Source organism: Hymenobacter gelipurpurascens (assembly GCF_900187375.1).
GTDB classification, from domain to species: Bacteria; Bacteroidota; Bacteroidia; order Cytophagales; family Hymenobacteraceae; genus Hymenobacter; species Hymenobacter gelipurpurascens.
Window position 1 is genome coordinate 436,768 of record NZ_FYEW01000003.1, and the last position, 25,046, is coordinate 461,813.

Here is a 25,046-nt window from a genome sequence, read left to right on the forward strand (position 1 = left end):
AATTGGCGCAGTCTAGGCCAGTAGAACGTCCATCTCACAATTTCACCTCCTATCCCGCCCAGCCTTCGCGGTCGAGGCTGCGGTACTGGATAGCTTCGGCCAGGTGCTCTATTCGGATGTCGTCGGTGCCAGCTAGGTCGGCAATGGTGCGCGCTACTTTCAGAATACGGTCGTAGGCGCGGGCTGATAGGCCTAGGCGCTCCATGGCGGTCTTGAGCAGCGTGTGGCCAGCCTGGTTGATGCGACAAATATCCTTCACCATCTGAGAAGGCATCATGGCGTTGGAATGGATATCCGGAAACTCCCGAAACCGCTCGGCCTGGCGCTGCCGGGCACCTTCCACCCGCTGCTGAATATCTTGGCTGGTTTCGGAGCGGCGCGTTTCCGTCATCTGGTCGAACGTGACGGGCGTTACTTCCACGTGCAGATCAATTCGGTCCAGCAGGGGGCCACTCACCTTATTGAGGTAGCGCTGCACCACACCGGGGCCGCACACGCATTCCTTCTCGGGGTGGTTGTAGTAGCCGCAAGGGCAGGGGTTCATGCTGGCTATGAGCATGAAGTTTGCCGGAAAGTCGATGCTGAGCTTAGCCCGCGAAATGGTCACGCGGCGTTCTTCCAAGGGCTGCCGCATTACTTCCAGCACGGTGCGCTTAAACTCCGGCAGCTCATCCAGAAACAGCACACCGTTGTGCGCCAAGGAAATCTCGCCCGGCTGCGGGTTGCCGCCGCCACCTACCAGCGCCACATCCGAAATAGTATGGTGCGGACTTCTAAAAGGTCTTGAGTTCAGCAACGAGCTGTTTGTGCCCAGCTTGCCCGCTACCGAGTGAATTTTCGTGGTTTCCAGCGCTTCCTGCATGTTCAGGGCCGGCAAAATACTGGGCAGCCGTTTGGCCAGCATCGTTTTGCCGGCACCCGGAGGGCCCACCATTATTACGTTGTGTCCGCCCGCCGCTGCTATTTCCAGGGCACGCTTAATGTTTTCCTGGCCTTGCACATCCGCAAAGTCGGCGGCGTACTGGTTGGCGGTGTTCTGAAATACGTCGCGCGTGTCAATTACCAGCGGCTCTATGTGCTGGCGTCCTTCCAGAAAGTCTACAGCTTCCTGCATCGTCTCGACAGGAATAATGTCGAGGTTATTGACAATAGCGGCTTCCAGCGCATTCTCTTTGGGCAGAATAAAGCCTTTGAAGCCTTCCTTGCGGGCCTGAATAGCAATGGGTAATACGCCCCGAATAGGCCGTAATGCCCCATCAAGGGCCAGTTCGCCCATCACCACATACTGGCCTAGTAGCTCCGTATTGAGTTGCTGCGAGGCATGCAGAATGCCCAGCGCAATGGGCAAGTCGTAGGAGGAACCTTCCTTGCGGATATCGGCGGGCGCCATATTCACCACCACTTTGGTGCGAGGCATGCGGTAATTCTTAAACTTGAGCGCAGCCTCCACCCGTTGCTGGCTCTCCTTAATAGCATTATCAGGCAGGCCCACCACAAAAAAGCCTGTTCCTTGCGATACAACTACTTCAATGGTAATAGTATAAGCATTAACTCCTTGCACGGAAGAGCCGAAGGTTTTAGTAAGCATATATCAAAAAATACAGCTGAACAGTAATAGGAAAATTTCGAGTACAAAGATACCGCGTCACCCATAAATCTAGGCCACTCTTCGCCTAACGAAAAGGCGTATTGATCGGGGAAAAGCCAGCTTACACCTTGCTCCTCCCCAATCAATACGCCTTTTGCACTCTCAGTACCGTGGTATTATTTTACCAGTTGCTCAATCAGCATGATCATGATGTGAATGGCCTTAATGTGGACTTCCTGGATACGATCGGCGTAGCCCATATGAGACACCCGGATCTCTACGTCGCTGATATGGGCCAGTTTGCCACCGTCTTTACCCGTCAGGCTCACCACTTTCATGCCGGCTTCCTTTGCTGCTTCGGCGGCCAAGAGGACGTTAGGCGAGTTGCCGCTGGTGCTGATGGCGAGCAATACGTCACCGGGGCGGCCTAGCGCCTCCACATAGCGGCTGAACACGTAGTCGTAACCGAAATCGTTGGCTACGCAGCTCATGTGAGATGCTTCGGTGAGGGCAATGGCGGCCAGGGCGCGGCGGTTCTGGCGGTAGCGGCCCGTGAGTTCCTCCGCAAAATGCTGGGCATCGCAGAGGCTGCCGCCGTTGCCGCAGGTCAGCACTTTACCGCCTTCATCAAGCGCACCGGCTATCAGGCGCGCGGCTTGCTCAATTGCCTGCAGGTTGGCAGGGTCTTGCAGAAATCGGTCGAGGACGGCGCGGGCTTCGGTCAGCTCGGCCTGAACGAGGTTGGTAAGCAGTTCGGACACGGGTAGAAAAGAATGCTAGGCCAGGGGCTGGCCCGAAGAATCGTAGGGGGTAGAAGAAGGGGCCGTGGGCGTGGAGGGCGGCACGTAGCCTTCGGGAATGGTGGTGACGCCGGTACGCGGGGCGGCGCCGGGCATGCGCTCTGTGAGGCGCTGCTGTTCCATCTGCTGGTCGTAAAGGCGGGCTTTCAGCTCATTGATCTTGCCTTCGCGCGCCGTAATGTCGCGCCGCAGCATGGTGCTGTCCAGGTTCTCCGTAATCAACTGCAGGCCTAGCAAGATGATGGCCGTAATGAACAGGCCGAAAAACAACGATTCCGGCGAGCCAGCCATGTTCGAGAAGGAATTTCGTACGGCTGGGCTGAGCAGGATCAATAGGCCTAGCAGCAGAAATACCATTACCAGAATGGTTATCAAACGTTTGATTGCAAGCATGGATTTCAGAAGCTAAGAGGGGAAAACAAAGCGTATAGTACGCAGAAGCAGGGTTGGCGGACTAAATATAGTGTTTTGCCAGTCTAATACGCTTTTGCTACTGTTCAGCTTTCTGCCGTTGCACTAAGCTGGGAGCCCTAGTATAGGCTAGGCCTATACCAAGGCTGCGTTGGTGGTCTGCATCAGGCTCAGGCGCTTGTACAGGCCACCTTCGTTGCGCAGCAACTGCTCATGGGTGCCGCGCTCTACAATACGGCCGTGCTGGAGCACCACAATCTCATCGGCGTGCTGCACGGTGCTCAGGCGGTGGGCAATGACCAGGGAGGTGCGGTTTTGCATGAGCCGCGTGAGGGCTTCCTGTACGAGTTTTTCGCTTTCCGTATCGAGGGCAGAGGTGGCCTCGTCCAGAATTAGGATGGGCGGGTTGCGCAGAATGGCGCGGGCAATGCTCAGGCGCTGCCGCTGCCCACCTGAAAGCCGGGAGCCCCGGTCGCCGATAACCGTTTGGTAGCCTTCTGGCGAGGCCGTGATGAAGTCGTGGGCATTAGCAATGCGGGCGGCTTCCATTACCTCGGCCTCGGTGGCCTGGGTGTTGAAGCGAATATTGTTAAAGATGGTATCGTTGAACAGAATGCTTTCCTGCGTGACGATGCCCATCTGGTCGCGGACGGAGTGAATGGTGCAGTCGCGCACGTCGTGGCCATCGATGAGCATCTGGCCGCCTGTGGGGTCGTAGAAGCGGGGCAGCAGGTCGGCGAGAGTGCTTTTGCCGCCGCCGCTAGGGCCTACCAGCGCCACGGTCTTGCCTTTCTGAATGGTGAGGTTGATATCCTGGAGCACGGGCGTATCGCCGTAGCTGAATTGTAGGTTGCGTAGCTCAATCTGCTGCTCAAAGGGCGGCAACACCTTGGCATCGGGCTTGTCGCGGATAGCGGGCTCGGTGTCAATAATGCTCAGCACTCGTTCGCCGGCCACCAGGCCCCGCTGGATGTTGCCGAACGATGACGACAACGCCTTAGCCGGCGTAAGCACTTGCGAAAACAGAATCACATAGCCAATAAACGTCTCGCCCGTCAGGTTCGATTGGCCACCCAGAATCAGCGTGCCGCCAAAATATAAGAGGCCCGCTACGACTGAAACGCCAGCAAATTCGGAGAATGGAGAGGCCAGGTCGCGGGTGTTGTCGATGGCGCGGGAGGTGCGGGCATATTGGTCGTTCTGGGCTTCAAACTTGCCTTTAATATAGTCCTGGGCGTTAAAGGCTTTGATAACCCGCACGCCGCCCAGCGTTTCATCAATCACGGAAAGCATGGTGCCGAGGGTACTCTGGCTTTGCTTGGCCTGGGTGCGCAGGCGCTTGGCCACCGTGGCAATAACGCCGCCCGAAATCGGTAGCAGAATCAGGGTAAATAGCGTCAGCGGCACCGAAATATGGAACAACACCACAAAGTAAGCCACTATCGTGAGCGGTTCCTTGATAACGGCCGTCATAGTGTTTACCACGGAAGTTTCCACTTCCTGCACGTCGCTAGTGAAGCGCGACATCAGGTCGCCTTTGCGCTCGTTGCTAAAAAAGCTGAGCTGTAGGCCAATGATACGGTGGTATAGGTCGTGGCGCAGGTTTCGGATAACGCGGGCGCGCACCTTGGCCAGCAGTCGCAGGCTCAGGTAGCGGAAAACGTTGCTTAGCAACACCGATATCACTACCACCACGCACACAAACGCCAGCGCGCCCAGCTTGCCGCGGTCGGCCAGCACATCGGCGAAGAAGTAATAAAACGTATCGGAAACCCACTGAATAGTGGGCGTAAATGTGGGCAACGAAGCAGGTGCCTGTAGCTTCACTGTGTCCGTCTTGTCAAACAATACCTTCAGCAGCGGAATAATGAGGGTAAAGTTGGCAATGCTGAAAATGATGGTCAGCACTGTGTACAGCAGGTATTGCGGCAGGAAAATGGCCCACGGGCGGGCGTACTGCAGAATGCGGAGGTAAGTCTTCATCGGAAGCGGCAAAGGTAGCGCATTCCCAGGGTTGGCGACTTTTTGAGCAGAAGGTACTGGCCTAGGCCACTTCTACCATCGCCACAATTTCAATCTGGCCAAGTAGCTGCTGATTGAAATCGGGCAACTCCTCGGCGGGCACGCAGAACGACTGCTGCTCTAGGCCACCAATGCTAGAGCGCACTGGGAAGCAGGCGGCATACTCCGCGTCTACAGCAAAACGCAGCACGTAGGCCACTCCAGCACCCGCGTTGTCCCAGCTGCGGGCCAGCTGGGCCGCGTAGGCCTCTTGCAGCATCGGGCAGAAGCTGGGTTGCTCTGGAAGGCGCGGCGGAAACTCCAGCCACCCCGAAGCCGCAATCAAATCCAGCTCCTGCTGATCAACAGGCCAGTACAGCAGCAAGGCAGAAGGTTCATGACGCATGGTTTTCAGGTGATGAGGTGACGGACGGTAAAGAGAGGACAAGGTAAACTGGCCTACAACTAAAAAAGAACGTCATCCTGAGCTTGCCGAAGGATCTCGCGTGCTGATGTTGAGTTAGTAACCCAATGTCTGCACGCGAAATCCTTCGGCAAGCTCAGGATGACGTTCTTTTAGGAAACTAACTGGCCTAGAACTCGTGTAGGCGCTGGGCGATGTTCCAGCGGAGCGCTACCGAGGCTAGGGCATCGGTGCCGGCCGTGAAGAACGGTACAGGCTGGTTGAGTGTGCGATGACGAACAATCATTTTACCATCGAGCCACAGGTTGTGGGCCGCCTGCCAGGTCGCCGTGAAGTCGCCGTGGAAGAGGTAAGATGTCGGGCCGCTGCCTACCATAAAGCCATATTCCCGAATCTGGCCATTGGCATCGAGGGGGCGGTTGGTGTAGGGCAGGAGCACATTGGAGCCGTAGTTCTGGCCCGCGGGGTCGAGGCCCTGCTTGCTGTAGAAGCCTTTGGCTACCACATTCAGGCGGGGCAAGGGCTGGTAGCTCACAATCCCGATCAGCTCCCACAGGTTGGCGCCCATGGGGTGAGCCAACGACTGCTGATAGTGCTGGTAGTTGCGGAATTTATCCTCGTGCTGGTACATGTAGGGCCGGATGAAGTTGAATTCACCCTGGATATCGAGGTTCCGGATACCGGCCACGTTGATGTACTTGCCGCCTAGTTGCAGGCTTTGCTTGTTGGCCCACCAGCCGTCACCGCTTCGGATCTGGCTGAGCACGAACTCATCCAGCACGAGTTGCCCGTAGAGCTGTACGCTGCGCTTGATGTTCCATTTAAAGTCTAGGCCCAGCAGCGCGTTATCCTCAGAGCCAGTACCCTGTTCCACCGCCCGATAGAAGATAATCGGGTTGAGGTACTGAAGCTCGAAACCGCGGCGGCGGGGCTGCAAAACCGGCTGACCATTCACGAGCACGCTATCCGATGTAGAAGAGTAACCGCTATACACCACGCTCTCAAACACGCCCACGTTCAGGTTAGGCAGAATATCGAAGCTTAGGTGATGGAAAGCGAGGTATTTCCGGTCGTAGGAGGCATCTACATTGGGCGCGTCGGCCGTCATCTGGGCAAACAGGTTCTCGTAATGGAACTTCCAGATGCGGGTGTTGGCCTTCAGAAACAGATAGGGTGCCGCATAATCAGACAGGATAAGGCTGCGGTAGCCGTTACCAATCTGGTTGCGGTCGTGGCCCAGCTGCAAGCTCACGTGCTTTCCGGCCGCGTAGGTTAGATAGCCACGAGCTGAGAGGAAGTCGTACTGACCCGGCGTGTTTTTGAACGGCTTCCAGAAGCCCTCATGCGGCACGGCTTTGTCGCGGTCGATGCGCTGCTGCACATATTCCGGCATAGCCATTTGGTTATCAGCCAGGAAGGTGTAGAATCCTAGGCGCTGATCGATGGTGCCTTCCAACTGCACGCCGCGGGTGTTGAGGAAGCTATAGCTCTTGCTGCCGTCGCTGTTACCTAAACTCAGGCCCAGTACCGGGTTCACGCGCAACGAAAAGTCCGGCGTTTCTACACTATAGAGGTCAGAGGGCCGCTGGTAGAAATACTTCAGAATAGGCTGGTCGCGCTGGTTGATGGCCGAATCTTGGCGGGTATCGTGCCAGTTGTCGCGGAGCAGGTACCGCACATTGAAGCGGTCCTGCCGCGAGAGGCCCGCCGAGGAATCCTGCAAAATGCGCTCGGCCAGGCGGGCCACGGCTGCCCGAGTATACGGCCGCACCGAGGTATGCAAATCTCCCAGCGAATCGGGTCCGTACTGAATGGCATAGCGGTCAATCAGGCGGTAGATATCAGCATCCAGAGGCACGTACGTGGTGCCCATAGTTGTTTTGGTGTTGGATCCTGGTTGCGCGCTCAGGTTGCTGGTCCGTTTGGGGGGGGCCAGCGGAACGGGCGTATCATACGTCACCCAGTTACCCTGGCCATCAGTAGGGCGGGTGGTGGGCGTATCCTGAGCTATGGCGGGAGCGGCCAGCAGGCTCGTCAGCCCCAGAAAAAGGAGGTAGGGTTTTCTCATAAGCAGAGCCCTTTACGCCGAAACCGACGCGCGGGTCGACAAACCTACGCAGGATCGGCAAGAGTGGGATGAGGTGCCAACGCACAGAACCAAAAAAACGTCTGCTACTGGCCTACGAAAGCGCCAGAAGTGACTTGGCGCACTACCTTTAGGCCATGCCATTGCGCTTGCTTCGCCACCACGAAATAGACCTTGCTGCCTGGGATGCCTGCGTGTCCTCGGCCCGCGAGGTAGTGCCCTACGCGCACTCGTGGTGGCTGCAGGCTACCGCTGGCCGCTGGGACGCGCTGGTAAAAACAGACGATGAAACTGGCCGCTATCTGAGCATATGGCCCCTGCCCATAAAGCGTCGGCTGAGTGGCCTAGAGGTGTACCAGCCGCCCTTCACGCAGCAGCTAGGCCTGCTCACGTCCCAAAAACAGGTGCGTCCGGCCATTCGGGAAGTGTGGGACCATAGGAGTGCGGGGCTGCGCTATACAAAGATCTACACCCAATTCAACGACCAAAACGAACTAGTGCCTGCCGGAAAATTTTCGATAGGCCTAGGCCACAGTTTTTTGGTCTGCACGCACCGGCAAACGTATCAGCTAAGCCTGGCAGTGGCCTACGAGACGTTGGAAGTGGCCTACGCCGCCGACTACCGCCGCCGGTTGCGTCAGCTTTACGCCTCTCGTCTCACAGTCAGGGCCACCACTGACGCTGAGCCATTGCTGACGCTTTTCCAAGAAACCAAGGGCTATGAGGCTGGTCTGAAACGCCGGCATTACAGCGTGTTGCGTAACCTACTAGTGGCTCTGCAGCAGCGCCAACTGTCGGAAATACTGGAAGTATGGCACCCCGAAACCAAAGAGCTTCTGGCCGCTGCCTTGTTTGTGAAGTACCGTACCCGCCTGATTTACCTGTTTGCAGCTGCCTCTGCCGAAGGCAAAAAAGCGGGCGCACCACTACTGCTGCTCGACCACCAGATTCGACGCTATGCGGGTACGCCGGGGCTGATTCTGGATTTTGAAGGCGGTATGATACCGTCAATTGCTCGTTTTTTCGCCAATTTCGGGGCCACGCCCGTGCCGTACGCGGCCTTCTCCTGTATTTCTCACCGACCTTGGTATCTCTCATGGATGCGCTGAAGCCTACCTCTGCCGATTCTCTCGCCGCCGCTCCGGCCGCTGCGCCTGCCTATGACTCCGACCGCGTGCATGTTGTGTGCGCTGAGCCCTCCATTGCCAACCATTTTCTGGCCGAGCTACGCGACGTAACGGTGCAGCAGGATTCCCTCCGCTTCCGCCGCAACCTGCAGCGCCTCGGCGAAATCATGGCCTACCGCATCAGCTCGCAGCTCAGCTACACCGATAAAACGGTGAAGACGCCGCTGGGCGAATCCAGCAGCAAACACCTGCACGATTTTCCGGTGCTGGCCACCGTGCTGCGCGCCGGCCTGCCCTTCCACCAGGGCTTTCTGAATTACTTCGACCAGTCGCCTTCTGCTTTTGCGGCGGCTTATCGCATCGAGGGTACGGCCCAGGTGCAGGTGCAAGTCGATTATCTATCGGCCCCCAGCCTGGATGAGCGTGTCCTGATCCTGGTTGACCCAATGTTGGCCTCCGGTAAATCGTTGGTGCAAACGTACCGGGCCATGTTGCGCTTCGGTACACCCCGGCAGGTGCATATTGCGGCCGTTATTGCCAGCCCCCAGGGCGTAGAATACGTCACCCGCGAAGTGCCTGAAGCCAACCTCTGGGTCGCCGCCATCGACGACCACCTGAACGACCAAGCCTATATCGTGCCCGGCCTCGGCGATGCCGGCGACTTGTCATACGGCAGCAAGCTCTAGGCCTGTCGGTGCGGCTGGTTAATCCGATTGGGTAAGGTATTTGCGGGCAGCATAGGCGCGCCGCAAAAGGGTAACACGCTCTTAATCATTCGGCGCCAACTTGAACGGGCGCGGCTCGTTGGTTGTATTCTATTCACGCATTCCTGTCTGCCACTTTTTTGAGTGTCAGGCGGTTCCAGCAAACGTCTGTGGTTCCGGTCTATTTAAAATACGCTTCGGTCTTTCTGGTCAGCATGTTCAAGTTCGTGGCCGGACCTATTGCGGGTATAGCCTCGGGCTTGCCCGCTGGCCTGGTATGGGGCCTCAGCGTAACGGGCATGATGACCACCGTGCTTATTATTTCCAGCGTAGGCCAGGCGTGGGCATTGCATCAGCGCCGCAAGCGTCAGGAAAAAGGCAAGCCGCTGTTCAACCGCCGGAGCCGAGGGATTGTGCGCATCTACCGCCGCTTTGGCATGGTGGGCATTGCTTTTCTCACTCCCATCCTGTTCAGCCCTATCGGAGGAACCGTTATTGCCACGCAGCTACACGTGCCCCGCTTCCGCATCTTGTTTCACATGCTCTGGAGCGCGGTGCTTTGGGGTGGTACTCTTACCATCCTGGCCGTCCGCTTCAGCCACCTCGCCATCTTCGACCATTACCGGTAACAGCGCCAGTGTATTCATGAAAAAGGCCGCCCTCCACAATGTGAAGGGCGGCCTTTTTCATGAATACACTGGCGTTATTTGCTCCGGCGGGCGCGGGCGCGGCCCTGAGCGGCGCGGAAGGCTTTGGTAGAAGGGGAGGAGGCTTTGCCTTTGGATGGATTGGCCTTGTTGCCCTTCTGGCTGCGATTGGGCGCTACCGCAAACTCGCGGCCGGTGCGTTTGTCAATCGTTACGCCGGGCTTGATCCACTCTTTCTTCTCGTGGAAGGCACCCTGGAAGTTTGGGTCCTCGCGCTTGCGACGCTCATCCTTCTCGCGGTCCATGCTCTGCTGCTCCTCGAAGCCGGTTTTCACCACTTCTACTTCAGGCGGCAGCTGCAGCAGCGGAATTTCCTGCCGAATCAGCTCGGCAATCTTTTCCATATGGTGCATTTCGGCTTCGTTGGCGAAGGTGATGGCCGCGCCGGTGTGCTGCGCGCGGCCCGTGCGGCCAATGCGGTGCACGTAATCATCATACACCAGCGGCACATCGAAGTTGATGACGTGGCTTACTTCCGGCACATCGATGCCACGAGCCGCCACATCCGTCGTCACTAGGAAACGAATTTCGCCTGCCTTAAAGGCCTCCATGGCATTGATGCGCACATTCTGGCCCTTGTTGCCATGAATGGTCCGCACCTCGCCGTGCGCTTTCCGCTTCAGGAAGTTCGCTACGTTTTCGGCGTGTTGCTTGGTGCGCGTAAAAATCATCACGCGGTTAAAGGCGTCCCAGTCCAGAAACAGGTATTCCAGCAGGTTGATCTTCGTGATGAGGTTAGGCACCTCGTACATGCTCTGCGACACATTCTGGGCCGAGGTAGCCGAAGGCGTCACTTCCACCCGCACCGGAAACTCCAGAAACTCTTCACTTAGGGTGGCTACCTTATCTGGCATGGTGGCCGAGAACAGCACGTTCTGGCGCTTGCGCGGAATCACCTCCAGCAGCCGCCGGATCTGGGGCATGAAACCCATATCCATCATCTTGTCGGCCTCATCAAGCACCAACGTTTTCAGCTCCTTTAGTATTAGGTCGCCGCGCAGATATAGCTCCATCAGACGGCCGGGTGTAGCAATCAGAATATCTACACCCTTGGCAATGGTTTCAATCTGCGTTTTAGGGCCTAGGCCACCGTAGATAGCGAAAATGCGCAGATCAGTATACACCGCCAGCTTCTGCAAGTGGCTTTCCAGTTGCATGGCCAACTCCCGCGTAGGTGCCATAATGAGGGCGCGTGGGTGCGTGCCCTGCGCATATTTCACCTTCATGAGCAGCGGCAGACCGAAAGCGGCCGTTTTGCCGGTGCCGGTCTGGGCAATGCCTAGTACATCATGCCCGGCCAGCAGCAGCGGAATAGTTTGCTCCTGCACGGGCGTTGGATGCTCAAAACCCGCCTCGGCCACGGCCGTGAGGAGTTGCTTGTTGAGCTTAAAATCGGCAAAGGAGAGCGGCTGCGGCGTATCTGACATGACAAAAAGGTATTTCAAAGCGCAAAGGTACGGGGAATACCGGCGGCAAGCTCAGGATGACAGCTTGTTAGAGATAAGTACGAAAAAAACTCGCTCATTTTTTTGCAAATCAGCAGCAGGCCGCTACTTTTGTGACTCCAATACCCAACACGGTAGATATAGCTCAGCTGGTTAGAGCGTCGGATTGTGATTCCGAAGGTCGTGGGTTCGAGCCCCATTATTTACCCATGAACAAGGCCTCTGCTGCACGGTAGAGGCCTTTTTATTTGCTAAATGTCACGTATTCTGTGCTTTTTCCGGCCTTTCCGGAAGGATTTGGATATTTGTGGTGTTGCAGCGGCAACAGTGTAGTGCATGAATCACCTCTTACCCCTCTGACTTATGAGTCTGGTTGTTATCGGAACCGTGGCGTTCGACGCCCTGGAAACGCCCTTCGGCAAAACCGACAAGATTGTTGGTGGCGCTGCCACCTATATCGGCCTGTCGGCCAGCTACTCCCTGAAACCGGTGAAAGTAGTAGCCGTGGTAGGAGACGACTTTGCCCAGTCCGATATTCTGCTGCTCGAAGAGCATGGCGTTGATACCGAAGGCCTACAGATCAAGCAGGGCGAGAAGTCGTTCTTCTGGTCGGGCAAGTATTCCAACGACCTGAACTCGCGCGAGACACTCGTAACGGAACTGAACGTGCTAGCCGATTTCGACCCGATTATTCCCGATTCCTACCAGGATTGCAAATACCTGATGCTGGGCAACCTCACGCCCCAGATTCAGCGCCTCGTGATTCAGCGCCTCGTGAACCGTCCTAAGCTCATCGTGATGGATACGATGAACTTCTGGATGGATGTAGCTCTGGAAGAGCTGAAAACCACCATCGAGATGGTAGATGTGCTTAGCATCAATGATGAAGAAGCCCGTCAGCTTTCCGGCGTGCATTCGCTGGTGAAAGCCGCTAAAATCATTCTGGCGATGGGACCGAAATACCTCATCATCAAGAAGGGTGAGCACGGTGCTCTGCTTTTCCACAAGAACAAAGTGTTCTATGCGCCCGCTCTTCCGCTAGAAGAAGTATTCGACCCAACCGGTGCTGGCGATACCTTCGCCGGGGGCTTTATCGGTTACCTCGCCGCCACCGACGATATCAGCTTCGATAACATGAAGCGCGCCGTAATTCATGGCTCGGCCATGGCTTCGTTCTGCGTAGAGAAATTCGGTACGGAGCGCTTGCTGAACCTCACGCAGGATGAAATTGAGTCTCGTGAGCAACAGTTCGCTGATCTGGTAGCCGTAGTGCCTGCTTCAGCTGTTGCTACCACCTAGGCCACTCGTTGCCAGAAATCCAGAGCCCCGGCCAATACTTGGCTGGGGCTTTTTGTTGGCCGAAATTTTTCTGCAACCTCATAGTGCGTAGCAGGGTACAAGGAGTATTCATCCACCCGTAACCCCCACGGCCATGAGCATGAGCAAAAAACAAACCGACCTGACGAACGATAAAACCTCCGTCAACCCGGCTGCCAATACCAAGAAGAAAAGCACCCAGGTGCAGAATCCCAACGTGTCGAACGTTTCCACTCACGGCAACACCACCGATGGTAATAGCCACGGCAACGAGCCGCGCAAAACGAACCCTATTCGGAATAACCCACAAGGAAACCGGCCTATGTCGGTAGATAGCGGACAAAAGGGCCCTGGCAAACAAGGCGACTAATCTGCTGCTGCAACGCATCAAAAAGCCCCGTTAACCTTTAGTTAACGGGGCTTTTTGATGCGTTGATGTGAATGGTGGACGAGCTACGGTACCACATTCAGCCGAACTACCCGGGTATCTACGTCACCTTTATCGAAGAAATCCTGTTCAAAAAGGATCGTCTTGTTATCGAGCCAGCGGGGGTTGGTGCAGCCCCATTCCGTTTGTCGTTCCCAGAGCAAGCGCAAGTTACTTCCTTCTGCCGACCAGAGCTGTAGGCCACTTGGCTCGAAGTGGGCCAGTACATCGGAGTTGCCGCACACAAAGTGGCGCCCGTCGGGCGAAATCACGGGTGGCGCCATGAGCTGCGTACGTCTACCGTTGCGCTGGTCTACCAGCATGTAGTAGCCGCCTTCGTAGAGGTGCACCGATACCAGCCATTGTTTAATTTCGGGCAGGCTGGTTACGTACTCGTAGGCCACATGCTGCTCATTCCCTACCGGGTTATTGAGCAGGCGTACTTCCGGTCCTTTTGTAGGGCGCAGGCGCAACGCCCTGCCTGTCCGGAGTACTTGTGCTCCTGCGTGCACCAGGCGGCGTTTCTCTTCTACCGTAAAATCCAGAAACGATTCTTCTTCCTCTGCCGAAGCAGGTTTGGCTATTACCCAAGCCGGGCTTTCCAGCTTATCATAGACTGGCCTAGGAGCCGGATATATGCGCAGCACGCGCCCCGGAACCTGCACGATAGTATCGAGATGAGCGAGGCGGTAGATGCGGGGTGGAGTAGGAGGCTTTGGCAGCTGCGGCGGCAACGCTACCGAAGGGCGCTGCTTTTCGGCTGGCTGCATATGCAGGGAGCAGGCCGGCAAAAAAGCAACTAAGGGCAGGGCAGTCGCAACAGTGCGCAGCCGAAATAGCACGGTTTTCAACGAAAACGGCGGTACAGGATAGGTAGAAAAGCGGATGCGAGACCGGGAGGATGAGTTCAAGGAGTAGGGGAGAGCAGAACGGCGCTGCTCCAAGCTGTTTTTCTTACTTCTGGATCTTAAAACTCCTGGTGCAGCCACTGCTGGAAACTGGCTTGCTGCTCCGGTGTGGTGGTATGTAACTTCTCCACCGTTATTTTTTGCCAGAAATGGTGTCCTACTTCCGCTGCCAGCTGAACTGTAACCAAGCGGTTTTGGCGGAACACCGTTACCTCATGCTGTGTGGCGCCGTCGCTGAGAAGATTGTGCAGGTTCATATCAACCCGGCGGCCATTCACGGCCACTATCTCATCGTCAACGGTAAGGGCCAGCGCCGCCGGGGCATCCGGCAGTATGTCCGTTACTTCGGTCCGTTCGTTCTTTACTACTGTCCGGAAACCGTAAATTCCTTCAGAGGCCGAGGCGTTTTGCTCAATGTGCAGGCGGCAGCCTACAAAGCCCAGCACCCGGTTCAGCGGCTCTTCGAGCGGAGCCGTGCCGTAAATGAATTTATCGAAGTAAGCCTGCATGTCGCGGCCGGCTACTTCCTTCACAATGCGCGTGTAATCGTCTTCGGTATAGCCTAGGCCTGTTTTGCCGAACTCCTCCCACAAGCGGCGCATGACATCATCGAGGCTGCGTTTGTGGTTGGACAGCTGCCGCAGCGTGAGGTCCAGCAACAGCGCCACCAAGGCTCCTTTGTGGTATACCGACACCTTCCGGTCGGGCACGCCGGGCTTGTAGCCATCCAGCCAGAGGTCCATGCTGGCATCGGCCACGGAGAGGTGGTAGCGGCCATAGTCATCAAAATGCTTGCGCAGCACGATGTTGAGCTCTTGGAAATACTGAGCAGCCGTCCGGACGCCAGCCCGCGCCAGCAGATACTCCCCGTAATAAGTCGTGATGCCCTCCGCGATGAAGCACGTCCGGAAGTAGTTCTCCCGGGCATAGTCATAGGGCTGCATCTCGATGGGCCGGATGCTCTTGATATTCCAAGCATGAAATAGTTCATGACAGCTCACGCCCAGCAACTCCTTATAGAGGCCTTCTGTCATCAGCAGCTCGGCGGGGCCCAGCACGATGACGGTGGAATTGAGGTGTTCTACGCCGTGGTAGTGCTTGTAGGGCAGAATCTGGTTCAGGAAATGATAGTCACTGGCCGGGAACCCACCAAACAGCGCCAACTGCTCCTGCGAGAAAGCCCGGAAGTCAGCCACCAGTCTAGGCCAGTCTACGGGGCATTCTCCCTGAATCCAGATGTAAAAAGGCAAGCCATCGACCTCGTAATTGCGGTATTGCAGCGTAGGACTGGCAATAAGCGGCGAATCGGCGAGGTGGTCGAAGTTTTGGGCCTGCAGAGTATTGGGGCCGCTTTGCGGTAGGCCACACGCCAGCTGCCAGCCTTCGGGCAAATCCAGCGCAAGCTGGCAGGCTTCCTGCTGGCGGCCTTCAATATAGAAGAGCGCCTGCACGGGGTTCAGATACAGCTGCGTTTCATCGAGCCAGGAGCCGCCGGCGTCCATCTGGTGGGCGTAGAAGTTGTAGCGTACGCGTACCGTTTTGCCGGCTGCATCCGTCACCTGCCAACGGTCCTTCGTGATTTTGCGTGCGGCCAATACTTCACCCGATGCCGCATCCTCGATAACCACATGCTGCAGCTTCTGCGCGAAGTTCTGCAGCTCGTAGCGCCCCGGCCGCCACGCTGGCAGTTGCAGTTCCAGGGCCTGAGTGGCATTGGCGGCCACCTCATAGGTCATCTGTATCTGCAGGTAAAAGGTAAGCGGGTTCTCGAAGGAAACGTAGTAGTGAATCATGGAAACTCGGAACGGCAACTGCCGGTAAACCTGACGTAAAGCTACGAATTGCAGGGCGGTAACTCGGGGTTTTCCTCTAGTATTCAATAGAAATCAATGGTAGTTTTGCGCTAGGCCACGGAAGGGTGAGAAAGAAACCGGAGCGGAAAAAGCAAGGGAAACCATTGTCTTTTCCAAATCATACGCGTACCTTTGCCGGCCTTACCTGTCACTGAGTCACTTAACAATACCATGAAACGTACTTTTCAGCCCTCGCAGCGCAAACGCCGCAACAAGCACGGTTTCCGCTCGCGCATGGAATCCGCAAACGGCCGCAGCGTAATTGCCCGTCGTCGTGCTAAAGGCCGCAAACGCCTGACCGTATCTGACGAAGGTCGTCATAAGCGCTAAGCCGCTGACGGCCTCCGCCGAACCGCTCCTGACGATGCATAATACGCCGGGCGCGCGCTCCTACTCGTTTCCGAAAGAAGAACACTTGTGCCGCAAAAAGCTCATTGAAGAGCTTTTCGGCCGGGGTTCTTCTTTTGGTTTATACCCTCTGCGCATAGTGTGGCTCCCTACGCCGGAACCTACTACTGAGCCACCCCAAGTGCTCGTGAGCGTGAGCAAGCGCAATTTTAAGCGTGCCATCGACCGCAATTATTTCAAGCGTCTCATGCGGGAAGCCTACCGGCTCAACAAATACCGCTTGCTGGAAGCTGAAGGAGGGCACACCGTTGGGCAGCTCGCCATTATCTATACCGGGAAGGAAAAAAAGCCTTTCACGCTGGTTGAAAAAAAATTAATTTCAGGGCTAGAGCGTTTGTTGGATGGCGCCTCCCGGAAAGCCGGGGTGGTGTCTGTTTCGTAGGATACTTTCTCTGCTGCCCTTTATGCGTAAAAAATCCTTGGCCGCCGCCGCTTTGCTCGGCGGAGCCGCCTTACTCGTATCCTTCCGCTCGGCTTCTGAGAACGAGCGGTATTTCGAAATAGCTAAGAACCTCGACATTTTCGCTACCCTTTTCCGGGAAGTGAATACATATTATGTCGATGAAATACCTCCAGCCAAGATGGTGAAGACGGGTATTGACGCGATGCTCAAGTCGCTTGACCCGTATACCAACTACATCCCGGAGGACGATATCGAGGACTTCCGCACCATGACGACTGGTCAGTACGGCGGCATTGGGGCGGTGGTAGTGAAGCGCAACGGCAAAACCGTGGTACAAGCGGCTTACGAAGGCTTCCCGGCTCAGAAAGCCGGTTTGCTGCCCGGCGACGAGATTCTGACCATCAACAGTGTAAACGTTGAAAAGAAGTCGAGCTCCGATATCAGCAAGCTGCTGAAGGGCCAGGCCAACTCGCAGGTAAAGCTCATGGTGACCCGCTACGGGCAGGAAGCTCCCGTCGAGATTGCTATTACGCGTGATAAAATTCAGGTTGAGAATGTGCCGTACTACGGCATGCTGACTCCTGAAATTGGCTATTTTCAGCTATCGGGTTTCACTGTAGATGCCGGCAAGGAAGTGCGCATGGCCGTAGCCAAGCTCAAGGAACAGGGCGCCAAAAAGCTGGTGTTTGATATCCGTGATAATCCGGGTGGCCTACTGAACGAGTCCGTGAACATTGCGAATCTGTTCGTGGATAAAGGGCTCGATATTGTGAGCACCAAAGGCAAAGTGACGGATTGGAATAAAACGTACAAGGCGCTGGATGCTCCGCTGGACACCCAGATTCCGATAGTAGTTATTACTTCCAACCGTTCAGCTTCAGCCTCAGAAATTGTATCGGGTGTGTTGCAGGATTACGACCGTGCCGTGTTGGTAGGTGAACGTACCTTCGGCAAAGGCTTGGTGCAGGCAACGCGGCCACTCAGCTATAACTCGCAGCTGAAAGTAACGACGGCCAAATACTACATTCCAAGCGGCCGTTGCATTCAGGAAATCGACTATAGCCACCGCGCCGATGACGGTACGCTGGGCAAAGTGCCCGATTCCTTGCGTACGTCTTTCAAGACGCAGGCGGGCCGCACCGTGTATGATGGCGGTGGCGTAGCACCCGATGTAGAAGTGCAAGACCGCGAAATTGCGGATATCACGCGGGTGCTACTCCAGAAAAGCTACCTCTTCGATTACGCCACGCGCTTCCGTTCAGAACACCCGACTATTGCGCCGGCCCGACAGTTTGCCCTCACAGATGCCGATTATCAGAAGTTTGTTGACTATCTGAAAAACAAGGACATCAATTACAGCACCGACGCCGAGAAAGCCTTGGCCGACCTCACGAAGAAGGTGAAGGATGAAAAGCACTACGACGACGTGAAAACTGAGCTGGAGGCTATGCGCCGCAAGGTTTCTACCAATAAAAGCAACGACCTGACCCGCTTCAAGCCTGAAATTCGGGAGCTACTGGAGCAGGAAATCGTGTCGCGCTACTATTTTCAGAAGGGTAGTGTAGAAGCCAGCTTCGACGACGACCCCAACATCCTGATGGCCATGAACGTGCTCAATGATCAGTCGCGCTATGCCGCGCTGCTCAAGCCGGGCACCCTGGAGGCCAAAACCCGCCCCGAAGCCAAGCGCAGCACGGCAGGAGGGAAGTAAGCACTCAGAAATTGCAAAGTATAGGAAGCAGCCTCATCTTGGGGTTGCTTTTCTTTTTGCGCTTGTAGTGAGTGCCCGCTAGTAGTGTGTAGGGTGCTATAGATGCTTCCATGTAGCAGCCGTACCTTTGCCCCATGTCAGAGCTGCTTCTTTCCTTTGAAACTTCTTCGCCTGTTTGCTCCGTTGCGCTGCACCGAGTAAATGATGGCAGCCTTGTAGGCCAGTCGGAGCTGCGGCTGGAGAAGTCGCACTCCTCACATCTGAGTGTGTTGGTGAGCCAACTGCTGGAAAACAGCGGATATAGCTTGTCGGACCTGGTGGCCGTAGCGCTGTCGGATGGGCCAGGCTCCTATACTGGCCTACGCATCGGGGCAGCCGCAGGAAAAGGACTGTGTTATGCTTTGGATATTCCGCTGCTGGCCGTTAGTACACTACAAAGCCTAGCCTATCAAGTGGCTGCCGTCACGGCTCGGCCCGAGCAGTTTTTGTATTGCCCCATGCTGGATGCTCGCCGGATGGAAGTGTATGCAGCTCTCTACACCCACGATGGTCAGGAAGTGCTGGCTCCTGCGCCGCTACTTCTCGATGCCGATACGCTGGCCGAACAATTAGCCCACCATCAGTTGTTATGTTTTGGAAGCGGCGCCGCGAAGTTTCAGTCTGTGTTAGCTAATAGCTCGCAGGCCGGGTTTATATCCGGGATTGTTCCTTCGGCCGTGGCGGTAGGAGCCCTGGCGCTAGAGGCCTACCGACGCCAGGAGTTTCGGGATGCGGCCTACTACGAGCCATTTTACCTGAAAGAAGTGTATACCACAACGCCCAAAGCCAAATAGTGGCCTAGAGTTTATAATACAGCATTCAAGAAACCGGCCGACGAAAAGTTGGCAATAGATCATGGAGGAAATTATCAACCGCGTAGCGCAAAGCGCCCTTACTTCCCTCAATCTGGAAGAGTTGCTGCACCCCGGCGAGCGAGTAGTGTACGACATCAAAGACAACCTTTTCCATGGCCTGATGCTGCGCGAAAAGGACTTCCGGGAATTCGTGAAAACCCACGATTGGGCGCAGTACGACGGTAAAAATGTGGCTGTCATCTGCTCCGCTGATGCCATTGTGCCCACTTGGGCCTACATGCTGCTGGCCACCAAACTGCAGGGGCACGCGCATCGGTATGTGTTCGGCAACCTGGAGGCGCTGGAGCAGGATTTGTTCCATGAAGCTATTGCCAAGATTGACGCCGAGGAATACCGCGACGCCAAAGTGGTCGTTAAGGGGTGCGGCTCTGTGCCTGTGCCCACGTATGCCTATGTGGCCATCATGCAGAAGCTGTTGCCTGTTACGGCTAGCCTCATGTATGGCGAGCCCTGCAGCACCGTACCACTCTACAAGCGCCCGAAAGTGGCCTAGTGCCCTCGAATTACTGAAAACGCCCGTTCTCCCCCTGCCGGAGGACGGGCGTTTTTGTTCATCTTTAGGCCAAATTCAGCTCTTATGACGGAAGCCAAATCTGAAACGACTTATAAAATCAGCGTCCTAACGGGTATTGCCATTGTGGTGGCCAATATGGTCGGGACGGGTGTTTTTACTAGTTTGGGCTTTCAGGTTCTGGGCATTCAGAGCGGGTTTGCGCTCCTGATGTTGTGGGTGGTAGGCGGTGTTATTGCGCTTTGTGGTGCTTTAAGCTACGGAGAGCTGGCTGCGGCCATGCCGCGCTCAGGAGGCGAATATCATTATCTGTCCCAGATTTATCATCCGGCGTTAGGCTTTCTGTCGGGCTGGGTTTCCGCTACCGTCGGGTTTGCGGCGCCTACCGCTCTGGCCGCTATGGCGCTGGGCAAATATGCGCAAAGCGTGTGGCCTAGCATACCGCCAACTGCCCTATCTGTGAGCGTGGTGGTGGCCCTGACGGCGGTACACGCCCTGAGTCGGCAGGCCGGGAGCCGGTTGCAGGTGGTCATTACTTCCGTGAAAGTGTTGGTGCTCGTGGCCTTTATCAGTGCGGGTTGGGCAGCCGCAACTCCGCAACCCTTGGCCTTCTTGCCGCATACTTCCTCCGACTGGAAACAACTGCTGAGCCCGGCCTTTGCCGTCTCTTTAGTTTATGTGTCCTATGCTTATTCAGGCTGGAACGCGGCTGTGTACTTAACCGGTGAGGTTCGGGAACCCCAACGCAACCTGCCGCGCATTCTACTGATTGGTACTGCCATCGTGCTAGGCCTGTACGTTGGGCTGAACTTCATTTTTCTGTATTCAACTCCTATTTCCAAACTAGCCGGCCAGGTAGAAGTGGGGTTTGTAGCGGCCACGGAGCTGTTCGGGATAGGCCTAGGCAGGCTCATGGGCGGCATTATTGCGGTCTTGCTGGTGTCCACGGTAAGTTCCATGGTCTTTGCCGGGCCGCGCATTGTGCAGGTTATGGGCGAAGATTTACCTGCCCTTCGGTGGCTGGGCCACACCAGTAAAAACGCAATACCGGTGCGGGCTATCATCTTTCAGGCGGCCCTCACGCTGCTGTTCATTGTGTCGGCTACTTTCGAGGCGGTGCTGCTCTACGCGGGCTTCGTGCTCAGTCTGTTCACTTTCCTGACGGTACTAGGCCTGTTTGTGCTGCGTTGGCGCCAGCCAGATTTACCGCGCCCTTACCGGGCCTGGGGCTACCCCATCACACCGCTGCTGTTTTTAGGGTTGAATGGCTGGACGCTCTGGTTTATTGCGCAGGACAAGCCCACCGAAACGCGTTATGGACTACTCACCCTGACTATCGGACTGCTGGTGTATTTCGTAGGCCAGGTCCTGATGCAACGGGTTGCTGTGGCGCGAAAGCCATAACTGCACACGTTCCTATTCTATGGAATCCAAACTATCACCTGCTGCTTCCGGCTGGCGCCAACGGGCCTACAGTGTCATTTTCGAGGCAGATACACCAGAAGGTCGCCTGTTCGATATTGCTCTATTATGGGCCATTGTGTTGAGCGTACTGGCCGTGATGCTGGAAAGTGTGCGCGAAATAAATGCCGTGTATGGTTATTACCTACGGATAGTGGAGTGGGGCTTCACGGCGCTTTTTTTGCTGGAATATCTCGCGCGCTTGGTTGTGGTGCGGCGTCCGCTCACCTACGCGTTCAGTCTGCTGGGCATCATCGATTTTCTTTCCGTGGTGCCTACGCTCATTAGTCTGGCTATTGCTGGCAATCAGTATCTGCTGGTTATAAGAACACTTCGGCTGTTGCGGGTATTCCGCATTTTCAAGCTAGGCCAGTTTGTGGGCGAGGGAGAGTTCATCGTGACGGCACTCAAGGCCAGCCGCTACAAAATAATGGTGTTCCTCACCGCGGTGCTCACACTGGTTATCATTATCGGTACCCTGATGTACGTGATAGAAGGCGGTCAAAATGGCTTCACCAGTATTCCGAAGAGCATCTATTGGGCCATCGTAACGCTCACAACGGTAGGATACGGCGATATCTCCCCCACCACAGTACTTGGTCAGACGTTGGCTTCTGTGCTTATGATTCTGGGCTACGCCATAATTGCTGTGCCCACCGGCATCGTGTCTGCCCAAATGGCTACGCCTCGATCTGGGTCACCGGCCTACAAACAGGTTATTTGCCATGAGTGCCAAGCCACCGACCATAAGCCCGAAGCCGAATACTGCTGGCGCTGCGGCGAAAAGCTGTAGCCTAGGCCATGTATAGCGGAGCTAGGGCAGTTTGTGTACTTTCGCCTCCTGCACATTCCTTCCAACTCCATGCGTTTTCCTGCCGTCCGGTTGCTAATACCGGTATTGATGGTGGCCCTCGCCGCCTGCTCCGATCAAAATAAAACCCAGGTAGAAGAGGCCAGTAGCAAGCCCGCTCCTTCCCTTGATACAGCTGCTAGTACGCCACCTGCTACACCACCAGTTGCCGAAGCTACTCCCGAACAGAATATAGCAGTCTATCTGGCGGGAATGCCTGTAGGTCCTGGCAGCGACCTGCAGCCAATTACTGCGCAGCCCGCCTGGCAGGCCTTCGCCGCCGATGCGAATAAGAGCTGGAAAAACTACGATTCTACCCGCACCACCAAGATAGAGAAATGGGCAGCCACTGAATTAGACTCCGTGCGCGCGGCTAGCCCTACCGTTTTCTATCCGTTTAGCGGCCCCGATTTTCTGAACGTCACCACCATGTTCCCCAGCAGCCAGACGTACGTGCTCATTGGTCTGGAGCCCGTCGGGACGTTGCCGCAGCGCAGCACCCTGGAGAATCCGCAGCTTTTTCCGGCCCTGAAAGCTTCCCTGTGGTCAGTGCTCAACTTCAGTTTCTTCCGCACCAACGATATGGCGGTTGATTTAAACCTGAAGTCAAAGAAGCCGGATACTACCTTATTGGCCAAACAACAGGCTCCTGTAACGAAGACCAGCCAGAAGCAAGCCAAGGTAGATGGGGTTGTACCGCTCCTGCTGTTATTCGCTGCCCGTACAGAACACAAGGTTACGGGCCTCCGCTATATTCAACTAGATGCCGAGGGCAATATCCAGGAGGCTGATTCGGCTACCATCCGTAGGCCAAGTTTGAAAGTTGTCCCGGGCGTTGAGGTAAAGTTGAAGACAACAAGTGGCCTAGAAAAGACTGTGGTGTATCTCTCGGGCGACCTCAGCGACTGGAAGCTGGGCATCACGAAGGAAGCCGCCCTGAAATACGTGCGTACTCTGGGGCCAGTAACTACTTATGTGAAGTCGGCTACCTATCTCATGCACAAGTCGTATTTCAGCAAAGTCCGCAACCTGATTCTGGAGCGCAGCAACTACATTCTGCAGGATGACTCGGGCATTGCCATGAAATACTTTCCCGCTTCCGACTGGCAATTCACGTACTACGGCACCTATAAGCGGCCCATCAACCTATTTGCCAAGCAATACCAGCCCGTCCTCACAGCTGCTTATACTGATGCAGCCCATCCGCCGCGGCCGCTTCCTTTCGGCACCGGCTACAACTGGCGCCAGAATGACTCCAACCTTCTCTTAGCCAAACGTGCCAAAGCTGTGGCAGAGTAAACTAACCAAGTCCCGAATTGCTATAAAGAATGAGCCGTGCCTTACGTGGTGCGGCTCATTCTTTATATAGTAGAACACTCAACTCGCCGTTAGGCAATAGGGGAGGAGCGCTAGGCCACTCTTATAGATACTTGTCGTACTCCTTATATATAGATGATGCAAAACTGTTCCACTCGCACCTATACTATAGGGCTCTTCATTCTTGGCCTGATTTGCTGGAGCCAACAGTGGCCTAGCGCTTCCGCCCAGACGCGCCCATCAATTCCCCCGCCCGCGGATAGTCCTTTGTTAGATAGTCTACTGCACGCCGATCCGCGCTTGATGCCGGTTGTGCGTCGCGCTGCTGACTATGAACTTCAGATTATCTATACCCAAATCAACCGCGATGCGCAAAATCAGCCGCACTTCGTGCAGCACAACTACCGGCTAAATGCTCGTCAGTATTTCAACCCGGCGAGCTTAGTGAAGCTGCCAACCGCTGCGCTAGCACTTGAAAAGCTAAATCAGCTACAGAAGACCGGTTTGTCGCGCCGCACCCCAATGGCCACCGGTGTAGGCCATTCCTGCCAAACCGCTGCTCCTTATATAGTATCTCCCGACTCCGACCGCATCAACACTGTCGGGAACTACATCAAACGAATGCTCTTAGTGAGCGATAACCAAGCCTACAACCGCCTCTACGAATTTCTAGGCCAGGGGCCACTCAATCAGCGGTTGCAGCAGTTGGGTTACCCCGATGCACGTAACATCCGGCGCTTTGCTCCATGCGATACTGGCGCCAACCGCTATACCAATCCTATCAGCTTCCGCGACGCTTTAACTGAAGTGAGCGTTTATGAGCAGCCTGCCGCAGTAAATAAGCTGGCTTACTCCTTCCCATTAGGCCGGATCACCAAAGGGCGCGCCTTCCAGTCCGGCGGGCGCATCATCCAGCAGCCGTACGACTTCACAACGGCAAACTATCTGCCTCTGCAGAACGTCACAGATATTCTGAAATCACTGTTGTTCCCACAAGCTATTCCCGAAGCACAACGCTTCCAGCTTACGGAGCATGATTATGCGTTTCTGCGCTATTACTTGCGCCACACCCCTCATAACTCTGCATACTCATGCTATTTATCATCTCAGTACTTCGACGCTTACAAGAAGTACCTCTACTATGGGCGCAACGCTGAAGTCCAAGCACAACCAGGCCTACATATATATAATGTAGTTGGTATGTCGCATGGCTATCTATCCGATGTAGCCTATTTCATCGATGAAACTCACCAAGCTGAATTTATGCTTAGCGCTGTGCTTTATGTGAACAAGGATGGCGTCATAAACGACGGTAAGTACGAATACACATCTGTCGGACTACCCTTTTTAGCTGCCTTAGGCCAACAGATCTATCAGTTTGAAGCCACACGGCCACGCGCTTACCACGTTAATTTGCAGGAACTACTCCCTACAGAAAAAGGCAAATAACCCTCATGTACTTCTATGGCAGATGGAAGTGTCTTTTGCAATCAAAATCATTAGCCTGATAGCCATGCAATTACCAATAAAGGCAGATAGGTTTTTAAGATTTTTCGCGGCCCCAGTTGCAAACCTGCGGGGAAGCGTGCACTTTTGCACTCCCAAATCGAACGGAGGCGGGCTACGGAAACGCAGAAAAGAAAGTTGTGCGGGGAGTTGGAAAGTGGAAGATC

General features: G+C 55.5%; 23 protein-coding genes and 1 tRNA gene. 15 read left to right on the plus strand and 9 right to left on the minus strand.

Annotated elements, in window-relative coordinates:
* Positions 1-49: 49 nt before the first annotated feature.
* The 6 genes from CFT68_RS20135 to CFT68_RS20160 form a co-directional block, all read right to left on the minus strand.
* Positions 50-1,588, minus strand: coding sequence for a YifB family Mg chelatase-like AAA ATPase (locus tag CFT68_RS20135; RefSeq protein ID WP_088845479.1), 1,539 nt, complete (start codon positions 1,586-1,588; stop codon positions 50-52).
* Positions 1,589-1,764: 176 nt separating this feature from the next.
* On the minus strand, positions 1,765-2,349 hold the full coding sequence (gene lpcA / locus CFT68_RS20140) for a D-sedoheptulose 7-phosphate isomerase (RefSeq protein ID WP_245815462.1): 585 nt from the start codon (positions 2,347-2,349) through the stop codon (positions 1,765-1,767).
* Positions 2,350-2,364: 15 nt separating this feature from the next.
* Positions 2,365-2,781, minus strand: a complete 417-nt coding sequence (locus tag CFT68_RS20145; protein WP_088845480.1) for a hypothetical protein — start codon at positions 2,779-2,781, stop codon at positions 2,365-2,367.
* A 153-nt stretch (positions 2,782-2,934) separates the two neighbouring features.
* Complete coding sequence (locus CFT68_RS20150; RefSeq protein ID WP_088845481.1) at positions 2,935-4,782, minus strand: ABC transporter ATP-binding protein; 1,848 nt, start codon at positions 4,780-4,782, stop codon at positions 2,935-2,937.
* A 61-nt stretch (positions 4,783-4,843) separates the two neighbouring features.
* Positions 4,844-5,206: an ADP-ribosylation/crystallin J1 gene (locus tag CFT68_RS20155; protein ID WP_088845482.1), complete on the minus strand. Its 363-nt coding sequence runs from the start codon at positions 5,204-5,206 to the stop codon at positions 4,844-4,846.
* A 187-nt stretch (positions 5,207-5,393) separates the two neighbouring features.
* Positions 5,394-7,292: a hypothetical protein gene (locus CFT68_RS20160; RefSeq protein WP_088845483.1), complete on the minus strand. Its 1,899-nt coding sequence runs from the start codon at positions 7,290-7,292 to the stop codon at positions 5,394-5,396.
* A 155-nt stretch (positions 7,293-7,447) separates the two neighbouring features.
* On the opposite strand from CFT68_RS20160, the gene CFT68_RS20165 reads away from it, so the two are divergent.
* The 3 genes from CFT68_RS20165 to CFT68_RS20175 all read left to right on the plus strand — a co-directional run bounded on the left by CFT68_RS20165 (position 7,448) and on the right by CFT68_RS20175 (position 9,770).
* Positions 7,448-8,419 carry a GNAT family N-acetyltransferase gene (locus CFT68_RS20165; RefSeq protein WP_088845484.1) on the plus strand — a complete coding sequence of 324 codons (972 nt, stop codon included), beginning with the start codon at positions 7,448-7,450 and terminating at the stop codon, positions 8,417-8,419.
* A gap of 65 nt (positions 8,420-8,484) precedes the next feature.
* A complete protein-coding gene (gene upp, locus CFT68_RS20170) occupies positions 8,485-9,123 on the plus strand; it encodes a uracil phosphoribosyltransferase (RefSeq protein WP_394340121.1) in 639 nt (212 codons plus the stop codon).
* Positions 9,124-9,356: 233 nt separating this feature from the next.
* Positions 9,357-9,770, plus strand: a complete 414-nt coding sequence (locus CFT68_RS20175; protein WP_088845486.1) for a hypothetical protein — start codon at positions 9,357-9,359, stop codon at positions 9,768-9,770.
* A 74-nt stretch (positions 9,771-9,844) separates the two neighbouring features.
* On the opposite strand, the gene CFT68_RS20180 is transcribed toward CFT68_RS20175, so the two are convergent.
* Complete coding sequence (locus CFT68_RS20180) at positions 9,845-11,275, minus strand: DEAD/DEAH box helicase (protein WP_088845487.1); 1,431 nt, start codon at positions 11,273-11,275, stop codon at positions 9,845-9,847.
* 152 nt (positions 11,276-11,427) lie between these two features.
* Here CFT68_RS20180 and CFT68_RS20185 point away from each other — a divergent pair.
* The 3 genes from CFT68_RS20185 to CFT68_RS20195 all read left to right on the plus strand — a co-directional run bounded on the left by CFT68_RS20185 (position 11,428) and on the right by CFT68_RS20195 (position 12,980).
* Positions 11,428-11,501 (plus strand) — tRNA-His (locus CFT68_RS20185).
* Positions 11,502-11,656: 155 nt separating this feature from the next.
* Positions 11,657-12,592 carry a PfkB family carbohydrate kinase gene (locus CFT68_RS20190; protein WP_088845488.1) on the plus strand — a complete coding sequence of 312 codons (936 nt, stop codon included), beginning with the start codon at positions 11,657-11,659 and terminating at the stop codon, positions 12,590-12,592.
* A gap of 139 nt (positions 12,593-12,731) precedes the next feature.
* The gene (locus tag CFT68_RS20195) at positions 12,732-12,980 is read left to right on the plus strand and encodes a hypothetical protein (protein ID WP_141106641.1); all 249 of its coding nucleotides are present in this window, start codon (positions 12,732-12,734) and stop codon (positions 12,978-12,980) included.
* Positions 12,981-13,063: 83 nt separating this feature from the next.
* Here the strand turns inward: CFT68_RS20195 and CFT68_RS20200 are convergent, their stop codons facing one another.
* Positions 13,064-13,807 (minus strand): TolB-like translocation protein, encoded by a 744-nt coding sequence (locus tag CFT68_RS20200; RefSeq protein WP_141106642.1) that lies wholly within the window; start codon positions 13,805-13,807, stop codon positions 13,064-13,066.
* A 197-nt stretch (positions 13,808-14,004) separates the two neighbouring features.
* Complete coding sequence (locus tag CFT68_RS20205) at positions 14,005-15,738, minus strand: M61 family metallopeptidase (RefSeq protein WP_088845491.1); 1,734 nt, start codon at positions 15,736-15,738, stop codon at positions 14,005-14,007.
* A 231-nt stretch (positions 15,739-15,969) separates the two neighbouring features.
* Here CFT68_RS20205 and rpmH point away from each other — a divergent pair, with 231 nt between their 5' ends.
* From rpmH to CFT68_RS20250, 9 genes are all read left to right on the plus strand, one after another.
* Positions 15,970-16,128, plus strand: a complete 159-nt coding sequence (rpmH, locus tag CFT68_RS20210) for a 50S ribosomal protein L34 (protein WP_088845492.1) — start codon at positions 15,970-15,972, stop codon at positions 16,126-16,128.
* Between the two features lie 34 nt (positions 16,129-16,162).
* Positions 16,163-16,588, plus strand: a complete 426-nt coding sequence (locus CFT68_RS20215; protein ID WP_088845493.1) for a ribonuclease P protein component — start codon at positions 16,163-16,165, stop codon at positions 16,586-16,588.
* Between the two features lie 22 nt (positions 16,589-16,610).
* Positions 16,611-18,320, plus strand: coding sequence for a S41 family peptidase (locus CFT68_RS20220; RefSeq protein WP_088845494.1), 1,710 nt, complete (start codon positions 16,611-16,613; stop codon positions 18,318-18,320).
* 134 nt (positions 18,321-18,454) lie between these two features.
* Complete coding sequence (gene tsaB, locus CFT68_RS20225; protein ID WP_088845495.1) at positions 18,455-19,153, plus strand: tRNA (adenosine(37)-N6)-threonylcarbamoyltransferase complex dimerization subunit type 1 TsaB; 699 nt, start codon at positions 18,455-18,457, stop codon at positions 19,151-19,153.
* Positions 19,154-19,214: 61 nt separating this feature from the next.
* Positions 19,215-19,727 (plus strand): DUF2480 family protein, encoded by a 513-nt coding sequence (locus CFT68_RS20230; protein ID WP_088845496.1) that lies wholly within the window; start codon positions 19,215-19,217, stop codon positions 19,725-19,727.
* Between the two features lie 84 nt (positions 19,728-19,811).
* A complete protein-coding gene (locus tag CFT68_RS20235; protein ID WP_088845497.1) occupies positions 19,812-21,149 on the plus strand; it encodes an APC family permease in 1,338 nt (445 codons plus the stop codon).
* A gap of 19 nt (positions 21,150-21,168) precedes the next feature.
* On the plus strand, positions 21,169-21,999 hold the full coding sequence (locus CFT68_RS20240; RefSeq protein ID WP_088845498.1) for an ion transporter: 831 nt from the start codon (positions 21,169-21,171) through the stop codon (positions 21,997-21,999).
* Between the two features lie 69 nt (positions 22,000-22,068).
* Positions 22,069-23,355 carry a hypothetical protein gene (locus CFT68_RS20245; protein WP_141106643.1) on the plus strand — a complete coding sequence of 429 codons (1,287 nt, stop codon included), beginning with the start codon at positions 22,069-22,071 and terminating at the stop codon, positions 23,353-23,355.
* A gap of 330 nt (positions 23,356-23,685) precedes the next feature.
* Entirely contained in the window at positions 23,686-24,822 is a 1,137-nt protein-coding gene (locus CFT68_RS20250) for a serine hydrolase (RefSeq protein ID WP_170934872.1), read from the plus strand.
* The last annotated feature ends 224 nt before the right edge of the window (positions 24,823-25,046 follow it).